Origin of the sequence: Enterococcus sp. AZ091 (assembly GCF_051714805.1) — a bacterium.
Lineage (GTDB): Bacteria > Bacillota > Bacilli > Lactobacillales > Enterococcaceae > Enterococcus_D > Enterococcus_D gallinarum.
Genome location: NZ_JBIOSO010000001.1, coordinates 1873790 through 1888885 on the forward strand (window position 1 = coordinate 1873790; position 15096 = coordinate 1888885).

Annotated in this window: 19 protein-coding genes and 1 other annotated feature; of the genes, 10 read left to right on the forward strand and 9 right to left on the reverse strand. The window is 40.4% G+C overall.

The window, feature by feature from the left end:
• Positions 1–152: 152 nt before the first annotated feature.
• The 5 genes from rpmG (at position 153) to IGJ28_RS09355 (ending at position 3657) form a co-directional block, all read left to right on the forward strand.
• Complete coding sequence (gene rpmG / locus IGJ28_RS09335; RefSeq protein ID WP_005472365.1) at positions 153–305, forward strand: 50S ribosomal protein L33; 153 nt, start codon at positions 153–155, stop codon at positions 303–305.
• A gap of 12 nt (positions 306–317) precedes the next feature.
• Entirely contained in the window at positions 318–488 is a 171-nt protein-coding gene (gene secE, locus IGJ28_RS09340; protein WP_003127070.1) for a preprotein translocase subunit SecE, read from the forward strand.
• A 121-nt stretch (positions 489–609) separates the two neighbouring features.
• Positions 610–1152, forward strand: coding sequence for a transcription termination/antitermination protein NusG (gene nusG / locus IGJ28_RS09345; RefSeq protein ID WP_003127071.1), 543 nt, complete (start codon positions 610–612; stop codon positions 1150–1152).
• A 127-nt stretch (positions 1153–1279) separates the two neighbouring features.
• Positions 1280–2659, forward strand: coding sequence for a DUF1576 domain-containing protein (locus IGJ28_RS09350; RefSeq protein WP_438845341.1), 1380 nt, complete (start codon positions 1280–1282; stop codon positions 2657–2659).
• A gap of 89 nt (positions 2660–2748) precedes the next feature.
• On the forward strand, positions 2749–3657 hold the full coding sequence (locus tag IGJ28_RS09355) for an alpha/beta hydrolase (protein WP_171917703.1): 909 nt from the start codon (positions 2749–2751) through the stop codon (positions 3655–3657).
• Positions 3658–3856: 199 nt separating this feature from the next.
• On the opposite strand, the gene sdaAA is transcribed toward IGJ28_RS09355, so the two are convergent.
• Positions 3857–4732 (reverse strand): L-serine ammonia-lyase, iron-sulfur-dependent, subunit alpha, encoded by an 876-nt coding sequence (gene sdaAA, locus IGJ28_RS09360; RefSeq protein WP_171917704.1) that lies wholly within the window; start codon positions 4730–4732, stop codon positions 3857–3859.
• Between the two features lie 13 nt (positions 4733–4745).
• The gene (gene sdaAB / locus IGJ28_RS09365) at positions 4746–5411 is read right to left on the reverse strand and encodes an L-serine ammonia-lyase, iron-sulfur-dependent subunit beta (RefSeq protein ID WP_003127076.1); all 666 of its coding nucleotides are present in this window, start codon (positions 5409–5411) and stop codon (positions 4746–4748) included.
• Positions 5412–5710: 299 nt separating this feature from the next.
• Between sdaAB and rplK the strand changes: the two genes are divergently transcribed.
• The 4 genes from rplK (at position 5711) to rplL (ending at position 8117) form a co-directional block, all read left to right on the forward strand.
• A complete protein-coding gene (gene rplK, locus IGJ28_RS09370; RefSeq protein ID WP_003127077.1) occupies positions 5711–6133 on the forward strand; it encodes a 50S ribosomal protein L11 in 423 nt (140 codons plus the stop codon).
• Between the two features lie 104 nt (positions 6134–6237).
• On the forward strand, positions 6238–6927 hold the full coding sequence (rplA, locus tag IGJ28_RS09375) for a 50S ribosomal protein L1 (protein ID WP_003127078.1): 690 nt from the start codon (positions 6238–6240) through the stop codon (positions 6925–6927).
• A 61-nt stretch (positions 6928–6988) separates the two neighbouring features.
• Positions 6989–7115, forward strand: a sequence feature (ribosomal protein L10 leader region).
• Positions 7116–7189: 74 nt separating this feature from the next.
• Entirely contained in the window at positions 7190–7690 is a 501-nt protein-coding gene (rplJ, locus tag IGJ28_RS09380) for a 50S ribosomal protein L10 (RefSeq protein WP_003127079.1), read from the forward strand.
• 55 nt (positions 7691–7745) lie between these two features.
• Positions 7746–8117, forward strand: a complete 372-nt coding sequence (rplL, locus tag IGJ28_RS09385) for a 50S ribosomal protein L7/L12 (RefSeq protein ID WP_103300010.1) — start codon at positions 7746–7748, stop codon at positions 8115–8117.
• 88 nt (positions 8118–8205) lie between these two features.
• Here rplL and IGJ28_RS09390 read toward each other — a convergent pair whose 3' ends face one another.
• From IGJ28_RS09390 to IGJ28_RS09410, 5 genes are all read right to left on the reverse strand, one after another.
• Entirely contained in the window at positions 8206–8403 is a 198-nt protein-coding gene (locus tag IGJ28_RS09390) for a tyrosine-type recombinase/integrase (RefSeq protein ID WP_113849869.1), read from the reverse strand.
• Positions 8404–8673: 270 nt separating this feature from the next.
• Positions 8674–9240, reverse strand: coding sequence for a hypothetical protein (locus tag IGJ28_RS09395; protein ID WP_113849868.1), 567 nt, complete (start codon positions 9238–9240; stop codon positions 8674–8676).
• 135 nt (positions 9241–9375) lie between these two features.
• Entirely contained in the window at positions 9376–9750 is a 375-nt protein-coding gene (locus tag IGJ28_RS09400; protein ID WP_252711846.1) for a hypothetical protein, read from the reverse strand.
• Between the two features lie 694 nt (positions 9751–10444).
• Complete coding sequence (locus IGJ28_RS09405; protein ID WP_005472376.1) at positions 10445–10618, reverse strand: hypothetical protein; 174 nt, start codon at positions 10616–10618, stop codon at positions 10445–10447.
• Positions 10619–10801: 183 nt separating this feature from the next.
• The gene (locus IGJ28_RS09410; RefSeq protein WP_195957664.1) at positions 10802–11821 is read right to left on the reverse strand and encodes a branched-chain amino acid aminotransferase; all 1020 of its coding nucleotides are present in this window, start codon (positions 11819–11821) and stop codon (positions 10802–10804) included.
• A gap of 284 nt (positions 11822–12105) precedes the next feature.
• Between IGJ28_RS09410 and IGJ28_RS09415 the strand changes: the two genes are divergently transcribed.
• The gene (locus IGJ28_RS09415; protein WP_113849866.1) at positions 12106–13074 is read left to right on the forward strand and encodes a pyridoxal-phosphate dependent enzyme; all 969 of its coding nucleotides are present in this window, start codon (positions 12106–12108) and stop codon (positions 13072–13074) included.
• A gap of 89 nt (positions 13075–13163) precedes the next feature.
• Here the strand turns inward: IGJ28_RS09415 and IGJ28_RS09420 are convergent, their stop codons facing one another.
• Entirely contained in the window at positions 13164–13970 is an 807-nt protein-coding gene (locus IGJ28_RS09420; protein WP_171917706.1) for a TPM domain-containing protein, read from the reverse strand.
• Complete coding sequence (locus IGJ28_RS09425) at positions 13967–15091, reverse strand: TFIIB-type zinc ribbon-containing protein (RefSeq protein ID WP_242387429.1); 1125 nt, start codon at positions 15089–15091, stop codon at positions 13967–13969. Before IGJ28_RS09425 ends, IGJ28_RS09420 begins: the two co-directional genes overlap by 4 nt.
• Positions 15092–15096: the final 5 nt, after the last annotated feature.

Sequence of the window (15096 nt, forward strand, 5' to 3'; positions counted from 1 at the left end):
TTCCCTCCCAAATACCCAATTCACATCTCTATAATACCATAAAATCAGCGGAAACTATATTTTTGCGTGTCAAAATCTAAAATTGACACTTTCACTGAAAAATGGTATTTTTAACTTTGGAAAACTTTGTATAAAGGGGGAGGACATCAGAAATGGCAACAAAAAAAGCAGCTTTGGCTTGTTCTGTCTGCGGATCCCGCAACTATTCGAAATCAGTCAGTGAAGGAAAAAAAGGCGATCGCCTTGAAATTAACAAATTTTGCAAATACTGCAATCAATACACGCTACATCGTGAAACGAAGTAAGGAGGAATCTTGATGAACTTTATGAAAAATGTTTTTGCTGAAATGAAAAATGTTTCTTGGCCATCAAGAAAGCAATTACGCAGAGATACTTTTGTTGTGATCCAAACGACAATTATTTTTGCAGTGATGTTTTTTGTGATGGATACGCTGATTCAAACTGTTTTTGATTTGATTTTGAAATAAATGCTGCTGGATTATCAGCAACTAGTCAAGTAAAACAAATCGTGGTATAATTGGTTCGAGGAAAAACTTCGGTGCAACTGAGGTTTTTTTATTTTACAAAAAGATAGGGAGACCGAATACAATGGAATCTTTTGAAAAAAATTGGTATGTCTTGCATACTTACTCCGGCTATGAAAACAAAGTGAAAGCGAACTTGGAATCACGGGCGCAAAGCATGGGGATGGGCGATTACATCTTTCGTGTTGTCGTACCAGAAGAAGTCGAAACGGAAGAAAAGAATGGGAAAAAGAAAGAGATCGTTCACAAAACTTTTCCAGGTTATGTCCTCGTCGAAATGGTCATGACGGATCAATCATGGTATGTTGTTCGTAATACACCAGGAGTGACTGGGTTTGTCGGCTCTCATGGAGCAGGAAGCAAACCAGCTCCGCTTTTACAAGAAGAAATCAACTCTATCTTACGTTCAATCGGTATGAGCACTCGAACAGTTGAATTGGAAGTGGAGATTGGTGAAACAGTTAAAATCATCGAAGGTGCATTCTCTGGATTAGAAGGACAAGTCGCTGAGATCGACGAAGAAAAACAAAAATTAAAAGTCAATATTGATATGTTTGGTCGAGAAACAAGTACAGAATTGGATTTTGAACAAGTAGATAAAATCTAAGTATAAAACTGTAGTGTTTTTTTGTCAAAATAAGGTAAAATAAAATTGAAAATTGGTGATAGCGGACCGTTATTGGCCCGCTGTTTTTATCTCACGAAAAGAAAGCGTTTTATAAAAAGGGGGTCCTATGAAGAAAATTCTCGCATCGATTTGTCAACGCCATTTTTTTGACCAACATTTGGAAAAAAGAGGTGTGATTTCCGTACATAATGGTTATAGTTTGTTGTTTGCTTTTAATTTGTTTTTGCTGCTTTCTGCCGTGATCTTTATGGAACCTCAAAAAGTGTTTCGTGAAATGCTTACAATCATGTTCTCGGAAAGCCATTTAGTAACGGATTACGTTGCGCTGACTTCTGTAGGTGGCGCACTGTTCAATGCGTCGATCATGACTTTTGTTGCGATCGCGGTCTGTTACCATTACCGAGTTCCGGTTACTGGAGGAATGATATCAGCCGTCTTCATGGTTACGGGGTATGGTTTGTTTGGCAAAAATCTGTTCAATTTTATTCCAATCTTCTTAGGTGTTCGTCTCTATTCCTATTTAATGAATCAACCCCTCAAAAAATATCTTCTCATTGCTTTGTACGGTTCCTCCGTTTCACCCATCGTTAGTTTTTTTGCATTCAATGACTCACTTCCAGCTTATTTCGGTAGCTTCATCGGTTATTTGATCGGTGTTTTGACTGGATTGATCATGGTTCCTTTAGCACTGCATTTTCAAGCATTATTTAAAAAAGTCAGTATCTATAGTGCCGGCTTTACTTCTGGCATGTTGTGTACGATGGTTGCAGGAATTTGCCGAATGTTTGGTTTTGATATCGAATTGCGAGCAATCATTTCTAAAGGCTCCAATCTTCCACTGGTTATTATGATGGTGTCGCTGTCTTTATTAATGATTGGCTATGGGTTAGCAATGGCTGTTAAACGCAAGCGGTTGAACATGCGGGCAATATGGTCTCATAGCGGCAAAATCGAATACGATATTTTACGTGAAAGTGGCGTTTATAATACGATGATTAATATGGGGTTAATGGGATTGCTGTTAATGAGTTATGTGAGTATGCTAGGTGTCAACCTCAATGGTCCCATTGCAGGTGCGATGTTTTGTGTCATTGGTTTTTCTGCTTGTGGTGCCCATGTCTTTAACGCGCTGCCCTTATTTGCCGGTGTGCTATTAGCAAATACAATGAATATCTACGCAATGACTGAAACAGTAACCGTTACAGCGGCTATTTTTGCAATGATGCTCTGTGCGGTGACTAATGCTTACGGGTGGAAAGGGGGGATGATCGTGGGATTCATTCATACGTCGATGGTTTTGAATATCGATGTGCTTCATGGTGGATTGAATCTGTACAATAATGGCTTTTCCGGAGGGCTCGTTGCGATGATGATCATTCCATTGCTCGATTTTTTTTCACAAATCGCGGACACCTCGATTTTTAAACGGAAGAAACAGTCCGGAGGCAAAGAAAAGGTAACCTACCAAGCAACGAGTAAAGAATGAAGTGTTCTTGAATAAAGAGTAAACATTAGCTATTGCTTGTTTCTTGTTTCAAAAGGGATTATACTAGACCCGATTTGGAGGGACTGTAAATGAAAAAATGGCTATTTCTATGTCTGGTTGTTTTGCTTAGCGGCTGTCAAGCAGCAACTCACTCAAATGTTTCAGCACAAAAAAGTACACAGAAGCCAACGGAGACAACGACTGCTTCGGCAGAAACATCAACCACCGAACCCGTTCAGAAAACGACCACGCCAACACTCTTTATTCATGGTTATCAAGGAGGTCCCTCATCATTTGGAGGGATGATACAGCGTTTTGCCCAAAAAGATTGGGTGAGCAATGAAATGGTTCTAACAATTTCACCAGATGGGACAGTTTCAACGGAAGGAGTGCTTTCTAAAAAAGCTGTAAATCCAACCATTCAGGTCTTGTTCGCTGACAATCAAAATAATGAATGGAATCAAGCAGAATGGATCCGACAAGCGTTGCTTTATCTGAAAAAGGAAGGAATAGAGCAAGTAAATTTAGTCGGACATTCCATGGGAGGAGTTAGTGGTTTTCGCTATCTCACAACATTTGGAGAGCTGAGTGCAGCTGGGGCTGAAGCACTGGATCCCGCATTGCCAAAAGTAGCTAAATTTATAGCGATCGGGGCGCCTTTCAATGAATTTATTGATACGAGTTCACGGCAGACTATCACTGATTTAGTGACAAACGGACCAACGGAGGCTTCTCCACGCTACCAGGAATTTCAAGGACTATTGAAGCAAGGGGGGCATCGACTCCCGATTGAGCTGATTGCTGGGCAATTATCTGATGAAGAGCTATCGGACGGCACTGTGCCGACCACAAGTGCCTTGGCGATCAACCACTTATTGGCAGCGAATGGCTATTCTGTGACTGAAAAAATCATTAAAGGATCACAGGCACAGCATAGTCAGCTGCATGAAAATCAAGAAGTAGATGAAGATATTGCTGCTTTTTTATGGGAGAAATAACTGATAGTCGTCAAAAAGCTGTAAGAATAACTTTGATATAAGTTCTATCTGTTTTTTTTAGTAGTAGCAAATAGATAAAAATATCCGAATGATCGGAGATCGCTTATTCTTCTCGTGCATAGGTAACGAGGACCTGCAGAGCCGCGGGAGCTATCTAATGATCATTCGGATATGTTATTTTTTGAGACTCTTACATCTTTTAGTGTTCAGCGGCATCTAAAATTTGCGCTTGTAGATGTTGTGCTGTAGGCGTTGTGGCCAACCCGCCCTCGGCTGTTTCTTTAAAAATACTTGGCATTTGCCGTCCTACTTGGTACATCGCGTGGACGACTTCATCCGGAGGAATCACACTTTCGATTCCTGCTAAAGCCATATCAGCAGAAATAAATGCTTGTGAGGAACCGAGAGCATTTCGCTTCACGCAAGGAACTTCGACTAACCCAGCGACAGGATCACAAATCAATCCCATCATATTCTTTAGTGTAATGGCTACTGCTTGAGCAGCTTGATGTCCGCTCCCACCCTTAGCACAGACGAGGGCTGCTGCTGCCATGGCACTGGCAGAACCAACCTCTGCTTGACAACCGCCTTCTGCTCCGGATATCGAAGCATTGTTCGCAATGACTAGTCCGAAGGCTCCGGCAGTAAAGAGGAAATCGATTTGTTGAGAACGAGACAGCTGCAAACGATCGCGAACAGCCATCAGCACACCAGAGACAACACCGGCACTCCCAGCCGTAGGAGTGGCACAAATCAATCCCATTTTGGCATTGACTTCATTGACAGCAATGGCATTTTGAACGGCTTGCAAGATCGTCTCACCACTTAGAAAATCACCAGCTTGTATATAATCATTCATTCGTGTGGCATCGCCACCGGTTAATCCCGTCACAGAGGTCACTCCAGCAACGCCCTCGGCAACGGATTGTTCCATGACCGTCAGGTTTTTGTCCATTAGTGCAATGACTTGCTCGCGAGTGCGCCCTGAGTTTTCGCATTCGACCGCAATCATCATCTCTGCAATCGATGCATAATTTTTGCTTTGAAGAACAAGATCTTCAATTGTATAAAACATGACGAATCCTCCTTTAATCGAAATAAGCCGCACTATAAACGTGGGGCAATGCTTTGATTTGTTGTGCCAATTGATCATTTCGTTCATCCACTTCAATGATCATAATGGCTTTTTCTCCTTTGGACTCTCGGGTAACAGTCATCGTACCAATATTGATTTGTGCCTCAGAAAGTAGATTCGTGACACGTGCGACCATTCCCGGAACATCTTGATGAACGATGACATAGGTAGGGGTACCTAAAGTCAATGAGATTTTAAAACCATTCAATTCAGAAATTTGTATATTCCCACCGCCGATTGAAATGCCGGTAACGGACATTTTGCGGTCACCTTTTTTTAAAATCATTTTGACCATATTCGGATGTTCGGCTTTTTCGTTTTTCGGAACAAAGAGTACTTCTAGACCTTGCTCATAGGCTAACTTTAATGAGTCAGCAAGGCGCTGATCATCGGGCTCCATTCCTAACAAACCGCCGACAAGTGCAATATCTGTTCCGTGGCCGCGATAAGTTTTCGCGAAGGACTCATACAAAAGGATATCGACACTGTCAGGCTGTTCGCCAAAGATGTGGCGCACGATTTTGCCAATTCGAGCAGCACCTGCGGTATGGGAACTGCTGGGTCCAACCATAATTGGTCCAATAATATCAAAGACACTTCGGTATTTTAAAGGTTCCATTCTATTCACCTCATTTAATTGATGGGAGAAATCCAGATGTAGTTTAGCATAAAATATGGAGAAATAGAGCAATGAGTGGAACTGTATGGGATTTTTTTAATCTTTTTTTTGTTTTACCGATTTTCTCCATAAAAAGCAAAAAAATTCGCCAAGAGTTCTTGCAAATTTCTTTTGAGATGCTATAATATCTCAGTGTGCATTATTCACACGTTTTTTGTGTGCGCACATGATTCACTAAAGTGGGAGGAGAAATATGGATCTCCAATTAACCACATCACGGACTCAAGGAGGTATGTCTCGTGGCAAAAAAAGTAGAAAAAATCGTTAAATTGCAAATTCCTGCAGGTAAAGCAACACCAGCTCCGCCAGTAGGTCCTGCACTAGGTCAAGCGGGTATCAATATCATGGGATTCACAAAAGAATTCAATGCACGTACAGCTGATCAAGCAGGCTTGATCATTCCAGTAGTGATCTCTGTATACGAAGACCGTTCATTCACATTCGTTACAAAAACACCACCAGCAGCAGTATTGTTGAAAAAAGCAGCAAACGTTGAAAAAGGTTCAGGCGAACCAAACAAAAACAAAGTTGCAAAAGTTTCACGCGATCAAGTAAAAGAAATCGCTGAATTGAAAATGGAAGACCTAAACGCAGCTGACGTTGAAGCAGCTATGCGCATGGTTGAAGGAACTGCACGAAGCATGGGGATCACTGTAGAATAATTTTTACAGACCCTAAGGAAGTAGCTTCTCAGTCGGCTCTATATTGAAAAATATGGGACACGTGGGAGGTTCTACCGTTATAACCACATCAAGGAGGAAACAAAATGGCTAAAAAAAGCAAAAAAATGCAAGAAGCATTGAAAAAAGTTGACGCTGCAAAAGCTTATTCAGTTGAAGAAGCAGTAGCTTTGGCAAAAGAAACAAATATTGCAAAATTCGACGCAACGGTTGAAGTTGCTTACAAACTAAATGTCGATCCTAAAAAAGCGGACCAACAAATCCGTGGTGCGGTCGTACTACCAAATGGTACTGGTAAAACACAAACAGTGTTAGTTTTTGCGAAAGGTGAAAAAGCCAAAGAAGCAGAAGCAGCTGGTGCTGATTTCGTTGGAGACGACGACATGGTTCAAAAAATCCAAGGCGGATGGTTCGATTTTGATGTTGTTGTTGCAACACCAGATATGATGGCAACTGTCGGTAAACTTGGTCGTGTTTTAGGTCCTAAAGGTTTAATGCCAAACCCTAAAACTGGTACAGTTACAATGGACGTAACAAAAGCTGTTAACGAAGTAAAAGCTGGTAAAGTGACTTACCGTGTTGACAAAGCTGGTAACGTTCATGTACCAATCGGTAAAGTTTCATTTGAAGATGACAAATTAGTTGAAAACTTCAAAACAATCCACGAAACTTTAGTAAAAGCTAAACCATCTGCAGCGAAAGGTCAATACATGAAAAACATTTCTGTAACGACAACTTTCGGACCTGGTATCCATGTAGATCAAGCTTCTTTCTAATTTGAATAAAAAACAAAACTTTTGTTGACTTGACTGCCTTATCTATGGTAAGGTAGTCAAGGTTAAAAGTTTAACTGTACCGAAGACAGTAGGTGACGTCAGTCTTAATTTCCTACCGAGGACGTTTATTGAGAAACTTCAATAGTCCCTCTATGTCTACGGTGGCATAGAGTTTTTTTGTTTTTATCTCTTGATAAAGACAAATGAAGACAGAAATGTTTTCTTGAAACTCTTCCATCAAAATCAGGAGGTGAAATTTAAAATGAGTGAAGCAGCTATCGCTAAAAAAGCCGCAATTGTGGATGAAGTGAGTGAAAAATTCAAAGCAGCCGCATCTGTAGTAGTCGTTGACTACCGTGGATTGACTGTTGACGAAGTAACTCGTCTACGTAAACAATTACGCGACGCAAACGTTGAAATGAAAGTTATTAAAAATTCTATCCTTTCACGTGCTGCTGAACAAGCTGGTCTAGAAGGTCTTGGTGAAGTATTCACTGGCCCAACTGCTGTAGCGTTCAGTAACGAAGACGTTGTCGCACCTGCAAAAATCATGAACGATTTTGCTAAAGAGGCTAAAGCATTAGAAATCAAAGGCGGTATCATCGAAGGCAAAGTTTCTTCTTTGGAAGAAATCACAGCATTGGCAAAATTGCCAAACCGCGAAGGACTTCTTTCAATGTTGCTATCTGTGCTACAAGCACCTATCCGCAACGTGGCTTACGCTGTCAAAGCAGTGGCCGAAAAAGAAGAAGATGCAGCTTAATTGCCGCATAATCACACTATAAACTAAACTATCTAATTAAATGGAGGAAAACAAAATGGCATTGAACATTGAAAACATTGTCGAAGAGCTAAAAGGCGCGACAATCTTAGAATTAAACGACTTAATTAAAGCTATCGAAGAAGAATTTGGCGTATCTGCTGCTGCTCCTGTAGCTGTAGCTGGTGCTGCTGGCGACGCTGGTGCTGCTGAAGAACAAACTGAATTCACTGTAGAATTGACTGCAGCTGGCGACCAAAAAGTTAAAGTTATCAAAGCAGTTCGTGAAGCAACTGGTTTAGGCTTGAAAGAAGCTAAAGCTGTAGTTGACGGAGCTCCTTCAGCAGTTAAAGAAGGCATCTCTAAAGACGAAGCTGAAGCATTGAAAGCTGCTTTAGAAGAAGTTGGCGCTTCAGTAACAGTTAAATAATCATTTTTGATTTTTTTGAGCTAGAATTCCTTTTAAGTAAGGGTTCTAGCTCTTTTTTTGTTTTTTGACCATCCTTTTGACCATATATTTAGAAACGAAGGTAGCATGCAAATTTTTCTGCAAAGAGCTCTTTTGTTAGATGAGCATAGATGTTTATCGTTGTCTGAATATCAGAGTGTCCGAGACGTGATCTCACTTTTTGCATTGATAAGGCAGTTTCAAAGAGTAAATAACAGTGTGGATGACGAAATCCGTGACCAATTGCTTTTAACCCCTTTTCTTCCAAAGCTTTTTTTGAATGCTATTGGAACTCAGTGGGGTTGGGTAGCTTTTTGCTACAAAAATAATTTCTTGAGTCTAAATGAGTTTTATTAGAGTAATTTCTTAATAATATCCATTGAGAAACCACATTGATTGGGGAATATTTTTGCCGACTAGATTTTAGTAATTTTGAGTTTCTTTTTGATTGAAGACTAAAAAAAATGTTGGTAAAAATCAACCTCGATTTTACACCAGCACAAAATATGATCGGACCTAATCTTTTTGATTTGGCTCTTTAAAGATGATTTGTTTCGATATACTTGTCCAAGAGAAAGTTTTCCACGCTGACGATGTCAATGCAAATCAAATCATCTATATTTATTGTTTTTTTGTTCGTCTTTGTGATGCTTTCGTAATCTATTATAGAAAGTACTAGTTTTTTTGAATCTAAAAGATTGATTTTTCCGGTAAAGACACTCTCGTCATTAGAATGTATCACAGTTACGCTTTTTTTGAGAACTAAATTATTTGTGAGTAAGTCATCGATAGTTTTTATTTTTTCTAAATTAATTATAGAACCAAGATCATAGTTATCGAATGATTTGTTGATTTTATTATAACTTACAAAAAATTCGTACATTCTAATGTAGGCTGAGTCGTCAATAATTTTTACTAAATACTTTTTACTTCTAATCTGAATACTGTCCAGTGTTCCAGTTTCACTGATAGACATAAATAAGATAAATGAACCAAGATCTTGCAAAATGTATCCGAGTGAGAAGGATTCACTTCCATAGTCATCTATATCTTTTGAGTATAATTCCAAGAGTTGGTTGCTATAAGAATAATCTGTTTCTATCATTGTTTATCCTCTTTTCTTCATTTTGTAATTTGGTTTTCATTTTTTCGTGCGGGCCGAGATTTCGTGTGTTCTTTGAAGAGCTTGTAGTTTTAAGCCCAACGTAATTCAAATGAACAAACTGATGGTATTTTTCGATCACATATTCATTGCTGTACCCATGAAAATTAGTAGCAGTGTAGGAGTAGAAAGAAGAAGATTTAGTGCTAATAGCCAACCTGAAAAGTGACGTTCAATATTTTTAATAAAACAATAAAGTGGTATGGTGAGAGAAATTAAAATGATGGCTATTATGATTCCCAAATACATTGGCTCTGTCTCTAAGGGGAAAAATTTGGAAATAGTATTCGAAAATTGATAAATAAAATCAAACCCAGGTTTTTCAGGATCGACTATTCCTTTTTTTAAAATGAAAAATCCTGTGACTTGCATTAAAGATAAATAGAGTCCTATTCCATAAGTGATTAATAGCATAGGATAGAACCAGTGGTAATGTGTCTCTGAATTTGCCATAGAAAAAACCTCCTTTAATATATATTCGAGAATATAGGAGTAACGAATGTTTTGAAATCTAATAAGCTAATAAAACTCTTTCGTTTTTGTAAGTATCAGTTAGTATTTATCCATTGGGCTCATTTTGTTTGCACTTGATGATAGTTGTTTATTCCTAAAAGGAGGGGGGACCTTCTTAGTCAAGTATAGGAAATGAAAATAGTTTACCTATGAGCCAAGTTCTGACTTTATTTTGGCAGTATAAAAAATGCCGACGTTCTAATTTGAGTCTACGTTCTCTTTCATCAAGTTCCGCTTCTTCTTTCTGTCTTTGCTAAGCGTCTTTTATTTTTAGAAATATAAATCATGGCAAAAATAATTCCTGTTATCACAAGAAAAATCATTAGATAGGGAAGAACTGAGAGGATTAAACTTCCGAAGATCAAAAAGAATAACAACTCGATGCATCTGCACCCTCAGCCGCCACCACGACTTTCTTTAACAATATGGAGCTTTGACATTTAGTAATTACTTTGTTATTTTTATTTCATTGTATCAGATAAGTTTAATAGATAACATTTATTTTTGGCCGTTTGGAAAGATATTTTTGAGAATATCTTTTTAGTTCTGACGGCTAAGGCTATCTGAATTAGAGGAACAGTTGCAAAAAAAACAAGCCTAAGACTAGCGCTGAGCGCCACTGACTTAGGCTTGTTTATTTTTTGCGAAATTGCTGAACAAGAAAAATGAAGATAAAAAAGAATAATGCTTCCCATAAAGTAGTTGTCCAACTAAAGGTACGACTGATCCCAAAAAAAAGATTCCCAATATTGGATACGACCAAATAGATGACCGTAGCAATCAATGAAAAAATTAAGCGTTTTGCCATCATAATTCCCCCTTGCCTTTGATTGTAACAATTGACTGACGAGAGAGCAATTATTTTAAGAAAAGGCTCCTGTCAAAACGAAAAAAAGATGCGCCATTCTTTAATTGTTTTGGGTGCTTTCAGGCGTGAGAGCAAAGAGGGGAGCTCTATAAATTTTTTTGATTCTCCCAATCAGTTCATTGATTAATCAAGAGGAACATCAAAAATCCAGCCAGCTGGAGCCTTGCGCTCACCAAATTGGATACCCGTCAATTCATCGTATAGCGCACGAGTTTTAGGACCGACCTCCGTTTCACTGTAAAACACATGGAAAGACTCTCCATTTTGGATTCCGCCAATAGGTGAAATAACCGCAGCGGTTCCACAAGCGCCTGCTTCAACAAAGCGATCCAGTTGATCCACATACACATCTCCTTCGACAGGTATTAATCCTAAAGCATGTTCTGCAAGATAAAGGAGAGAATATTTGGTGATACTTGGCAAAATTGATGGCGATTTTGGTGTCACGAATTCATTTTCGGCCGTGATCCCAAAGAAGTTAGCGGACCCCACTTCCTCAATTTTTGTATGTGTTTCAGGGTCTAAATAAATGCAATCTGAAAAATTCCGTTCATGGGCTTCGTATCCTGGTAATAAGCTGGCAGCATAATTTCCGCCTACTTTTGCAGCGCCGGTACCATTTGGTGCTGCACGATCATAATCTGAAACAATAAAGTTCGTTGGGGCCAGCTCGCCTTTGAAATATGATCCGACCGGCATGCAAAAAATAATAAACAAGTATTCTGGCGCAGGTGCAACGCCGATATTCTCGCCTACACCAATCAATAGCGGCCGTAAATATAGAGTAGCCCCGGTACCGTAAGGCGGTACAAATTCTTGGTTTGCTTTGACCACTTGATTGACCGCATCGAGGAACATCTCTTCGGGAACGAACGGCATACGCAAGCGACGAGCGCTTCGATTCAATCGTTTACTATTCTCATCTGGACGAAACAAGTTGATCCCGCCATCTGGTCGTCGATACGCCTTCAAGCCTTCAAAGCATTGCTGACCGTAATGCAATGCTGGAGAACCTTCATGAATATGCAGAATATTATCTTCAGTCAATGCTCCTTGTTCCCAAGAGCCATTTTTCCATTTTGCGACAAAGCGCCAAGGGGTTTTAATATACGAAAACCCTAAATTTTCCCAATCGATTTGCATAGAGTCACTTCCTTTTTTAATTTTTCCTAGTATAGCATGGAACGCCCATCAAGTCATTATTTTCTGAAAATTCATCGCAATGATTTTCATTTCTAACATCATGATGAAAGCTTATTACTAGAGGCTTTATATTCACAGATTTTTTTTTCAAGCCTATCTGGAGCTCTGCAGTTGTTGATAAAAAGGGGGAAGGATTTTGGCAGAACGTCGAGCACTTTAGATTGTATTTACGGAACAGATATGCTTCAATAAGGGTAGAAAAAAGTCGATTAGGAGGACTTTCGGTGATCAAAGAAGCGGTTTCTGAAATCCAAGGTGTCCTGGATGCTTATCAGCGACTGGCACCAATCATGATCCATACACCTGCCGCACCAAGCAATATTCTTAGCGCAGAAAAGGCAGGAGAAATTTATCTGAAACTAGAGAATCTGCAGCGTACAGGATCCTTTAAGGCGCGAGGGGCCTACAACAAATTAGCAACATTGACAGAGGAAGAGAAAAAAAGAGGGGTAATTGCTTGTTCAGCAGGCAATCATGCGCAAGGTGTTGCACTAGCAGGCGCCCTGCTAGGGATACATGTACGGATCTTTATGCCGCTTCAAGCAGCGAAGACAAAAATAGAAGCAACGAGAAATTATGGCGCTGAAGTGATCTTAGCAGGAGAGACATTCGACGATACAAAACAAATTACTTTGGAAGCGATGTCACGTAGCGGTGAGGTCTTTGTCTCCCCCTTTGATGATCGAGCGGTAATGGAAGGGCAAGGAACGATTGGGTTAGAGATTTTACAAGATTTGCCTAATGTGGATAATGTCATCGTACCGATCGGTGGAGGCGGCTTGATCGCAGGCATTGCGTTAGCAATCAAACAATTACGTTCGGAAACTAATATTATTGGGGTTCAATCTTACCAAGTGCATGGGATGATTTCCTCTATATGGCGACAAGAACTGGTAGCCAATCGCAGCAGTAAGACATTGGCAGATGGGTGCGATGTGGCTTTGGCTGGAGAATTGACTTATGAAACGTTGCGCTCGCGCATAGATGAAACCGTTTTAGTTGAAGAGAAAGATATCGAAACTGCTATCCATTATTTGGCTTTAAAAGAAAAAGTGATTGCTGAAGGGGCAGGTGCTCTGAGTACGGCTGCTATCCTAAGCGGACAAATCGATCATTTGCTGAAAGGCAAACGAACAGTCGCAATCGTTTCAGGCGGGAATATCGATTTCTCTGTTTTTAAAGAAATCATTTAAAAAAAGATGATCTCAGACCAACTAGTCGTCTGAAGATCATCTTTTTTAGTCCGTTTTCGATCCAGTTTTCAGAGGAGAAGAAACGTTTACTAAAAACTGCGACCGCCGCCGCCAAATGTTCCGCCGCCGGAAGAATGAGTAGTGGTGCCACCGCCAAAACCGCCGCCGCCATTATTTTTAGGTGGACGTGGGATTCGGCGAGTCGTTACGAAGGAGTTGACCAGACGATCTTCTTTTTGAGTCAATTTGATGCTGGATTTTTCTCTGTAAGGGTATTTGTATCCACCCATTTTTAATTGGTATCTTGATTTGACAATGATGAAAAAAGCAATACTGATCACTGCAGCTACCAATAAGCTAATGCCGATTTCTAAAGGGGTCAGCACTTTATAATAAGTGATCTTGCCTGTCTCACGATCCACATGATAGTGACCGCCGGGAACCCCCGCTTCTACATAGCTGGCTGCATTCTCCAAGTAGACCCGGGCGGCTTGATAGTAATTACCCGCCGTCATCTGATCATAAATATTATCCAACATATCATCAAGACGAGCGTCGTTGATATAATCGAGCATATTTCCTGAGGTGGACACATGAAGATTACGGTTGCCCATATCGATCATCAATGCTGAGCCATTCTGATCATTCCCGATACGATCCGCGAGAAAACGGTCGGTGGTGTATTCAATATCATCAATGCCGTTATTTGTCGTTGCGATAAAGACTTCACCTTTGATTTTTTCATTCAACTGATCGGCTTGTTCGCTTAAACTCTGGATTTCAGAGGGAGTAAAAAGCCCAGCGTCGTCGGAAACAGTGTTTTCTGCTGCCACGCCAGTGACCGTCGTCAGCAGAAATCCGGCAACCATTAGGAAAAAACAGGAAAATTTTCTCATAGGAAATATCCTCCAATCATCCCTAGAATCGCAATCACAGCAAAAATCGCTGCACTCGTAAATCCTAAGCGTTTGTAACTGATGGGCAAGACACCGCTGACTTTACCGGTTTGGCCGTTCATCGCATAATAAAAGACGTTCTTATTTGGATCATCAGCGCGATAGGTGACAAGCCAGACCGGCAGCAGTACGTAATGATTGGTCTCTTTCGTAATCTCAATGTTCCGCTGTGTCCGATTGAAGCTAGTGTACCCATTAACGGTACTGCTTAGGAGGTTTTCAGCATAACCGGAAAGTTCCTGTTGTACTTCATTCTTAAGTGCTTGATACTCAATGTCGCGTTTTTCTGCTTGAAATCCTGCCAGATACTGGCTGCGAAAGTCAACGGCCTTATCCAATGGGAAAGGCTGGACCCCGGTAACCATTTTTTGTTGGACATTCTTGGATAAAGCGTTTTTGATCAGTTCATTGATACGCATTTTTCCGCGTCTGGAAACAGAAAATTGTTTGTGTTCTGTATATTCGATCTCGCCGACACGCCAAATTCTTAAAGAAGTTCCAGTTCCAGATAGTTGGCCATCTAGTTCGGCATCGATCCTCCAGTAGGGGAAATAAACACCGGTCAATTTTTCAACTTGCGCTTGATCGAAGAAGTCTCTTGGTACGAACCATTTTTTTTGTGCCCATTCCAGAAATTTAGCGGTTGCTTCTTCTTTTTCGATTGCAAAAGGTAAAACTTTGTTAGGTAAGAATTCTCCAGAAAGACGGCCGGAAAGGACGACTGGATTGTGGCAGAAATAACAGTAAGTAGCTGCTGTCGTAGCATCAGTGACGATCTCTGCGCCGCAGTTAGGACAAAGGAACAAGTCCATTTGGGCCGCCTTTTCTTCGGTTTTTTCTGTGATAGCTTCTTTTAGCGCCGGTTCCGTATCATCAGTGATCGGCTGATTCTCCGGCGCAGTCCCATCTGCAAGTTGGGCTTCTTTTTGTTTTTGTTCAAAGGCTGTTACTTCTGCTTCTGTAAAAATACTCAAACAGAAGGGGCAGTGGAATTTTTGATCACCAGGATCAAAGGTTAGCGCACCGCCGCAGTTGGGGCATTTATGCGTAATGACATCCATTTAAG

Coding starts and splice junctions, on each gene's coding strand:
- IGJ28_RS09400 (WP_252711846.1), bottom strand. CDS start 9,750: ATGGCAAATTCAGAGACACATTACCACTGGTTCTATCCTATGCTATTA.
- sdaAB (WP_003127076.1), bottom strand. CDS start 5,411: ATGGAACCTTTAAAATACCGAAGTGTCTTTGATATTATTGGACCAATT.
- secE (WP_003127070.1), top strand. CDS start 318: ATGAACTTTATGAAAAATGTTTTTGCTGAAATGAAAAATGTTTCTTGG.
- rplA (WP_003127078.1), top strand. CDS start 6,238: ATGGCTAAAAAAAGCAAAAAAATGCAAGAAGCATTGAAAAAAGTTGAC.
- IGJ28_RS09410 (WP_195957664.1), bottom strand. CDS start 11,821: ATGCAAATCGATTGGGAAAATTTAGGGTTTTCGTATATTAAAACCCCT.
- sdaAA (WP_171917704.1), bottom strand. CDS start 4,732: ATGTTTTATACAATTGAAGATCTTGTTCTTCAAAGCAAAAATTATGCA.
- IGJ28_RS09355 (WP_171917703.1), top strand. CDS start 2,749: ATGAAAAAATGGCTATTTCTATGTCTGGTTGTTTTGCTTAGCGGCTGT.
- rplJ (WP_003127079.1), top strand. CDS start 7,190: ATGAGTGAAGCAGCTATCGCTAAAAAAGCCGCAATTGTGGATGAAGTG.
- IGJ28_RS09395 (WP_113849868.1), bottom strand. CDS start 9,240: ATGATAGAAACAGATTATTCTTATAGCAACCAACTCTTGGAATTATAC.
- IGJ28_RS09425 (WP_242387429.1), bottom strand. CDS start 15,091: ATGGATGTCATTACGCATAAATGCCCCAACTGCGGCGGTGCGCTAACC.
- nusG (WP_003127071.1), top strand. CDS start 610: ATGGAATCTTTTGAAAAAAATTGGTATGTCTTGCATACTTACTCCGGC.
- IGJ28_RS09420 (WP_171917706.1), bottom strand. CDS start 13,970: ATGAGAAAATTTTCCTGTTTTTTCCTAATGGTTGCCGGATTTCTGCTG.
- IGJ28_RS09405 (WP_005472376.1), bottom strand. CDS start 10,618: ATGGCAAAACGCTTAATTTTTTCATTGATTGCTACGGTCATCTATTTG.
- rpmG (WP_005472365.1), top strand. CDS start 153: ATGGCAACAAAAAAAGCAGCTTTGGCTTGTTCTGTCTGCGGATCCCGC.
- rplL (WP_103300010.1), top strand. CDS start 7,746: ATGGCATTGAACATTGAAAACATTGTCGAAGAGCTAAAAGGCGCGACA.
- IGJ28_RS09350 (WP_438845341.1), top strand. CDS start 1,280: ATGAAGAAAATTCTCGCATCGATTTGTCAACGCCATTTTTTTGACCAA.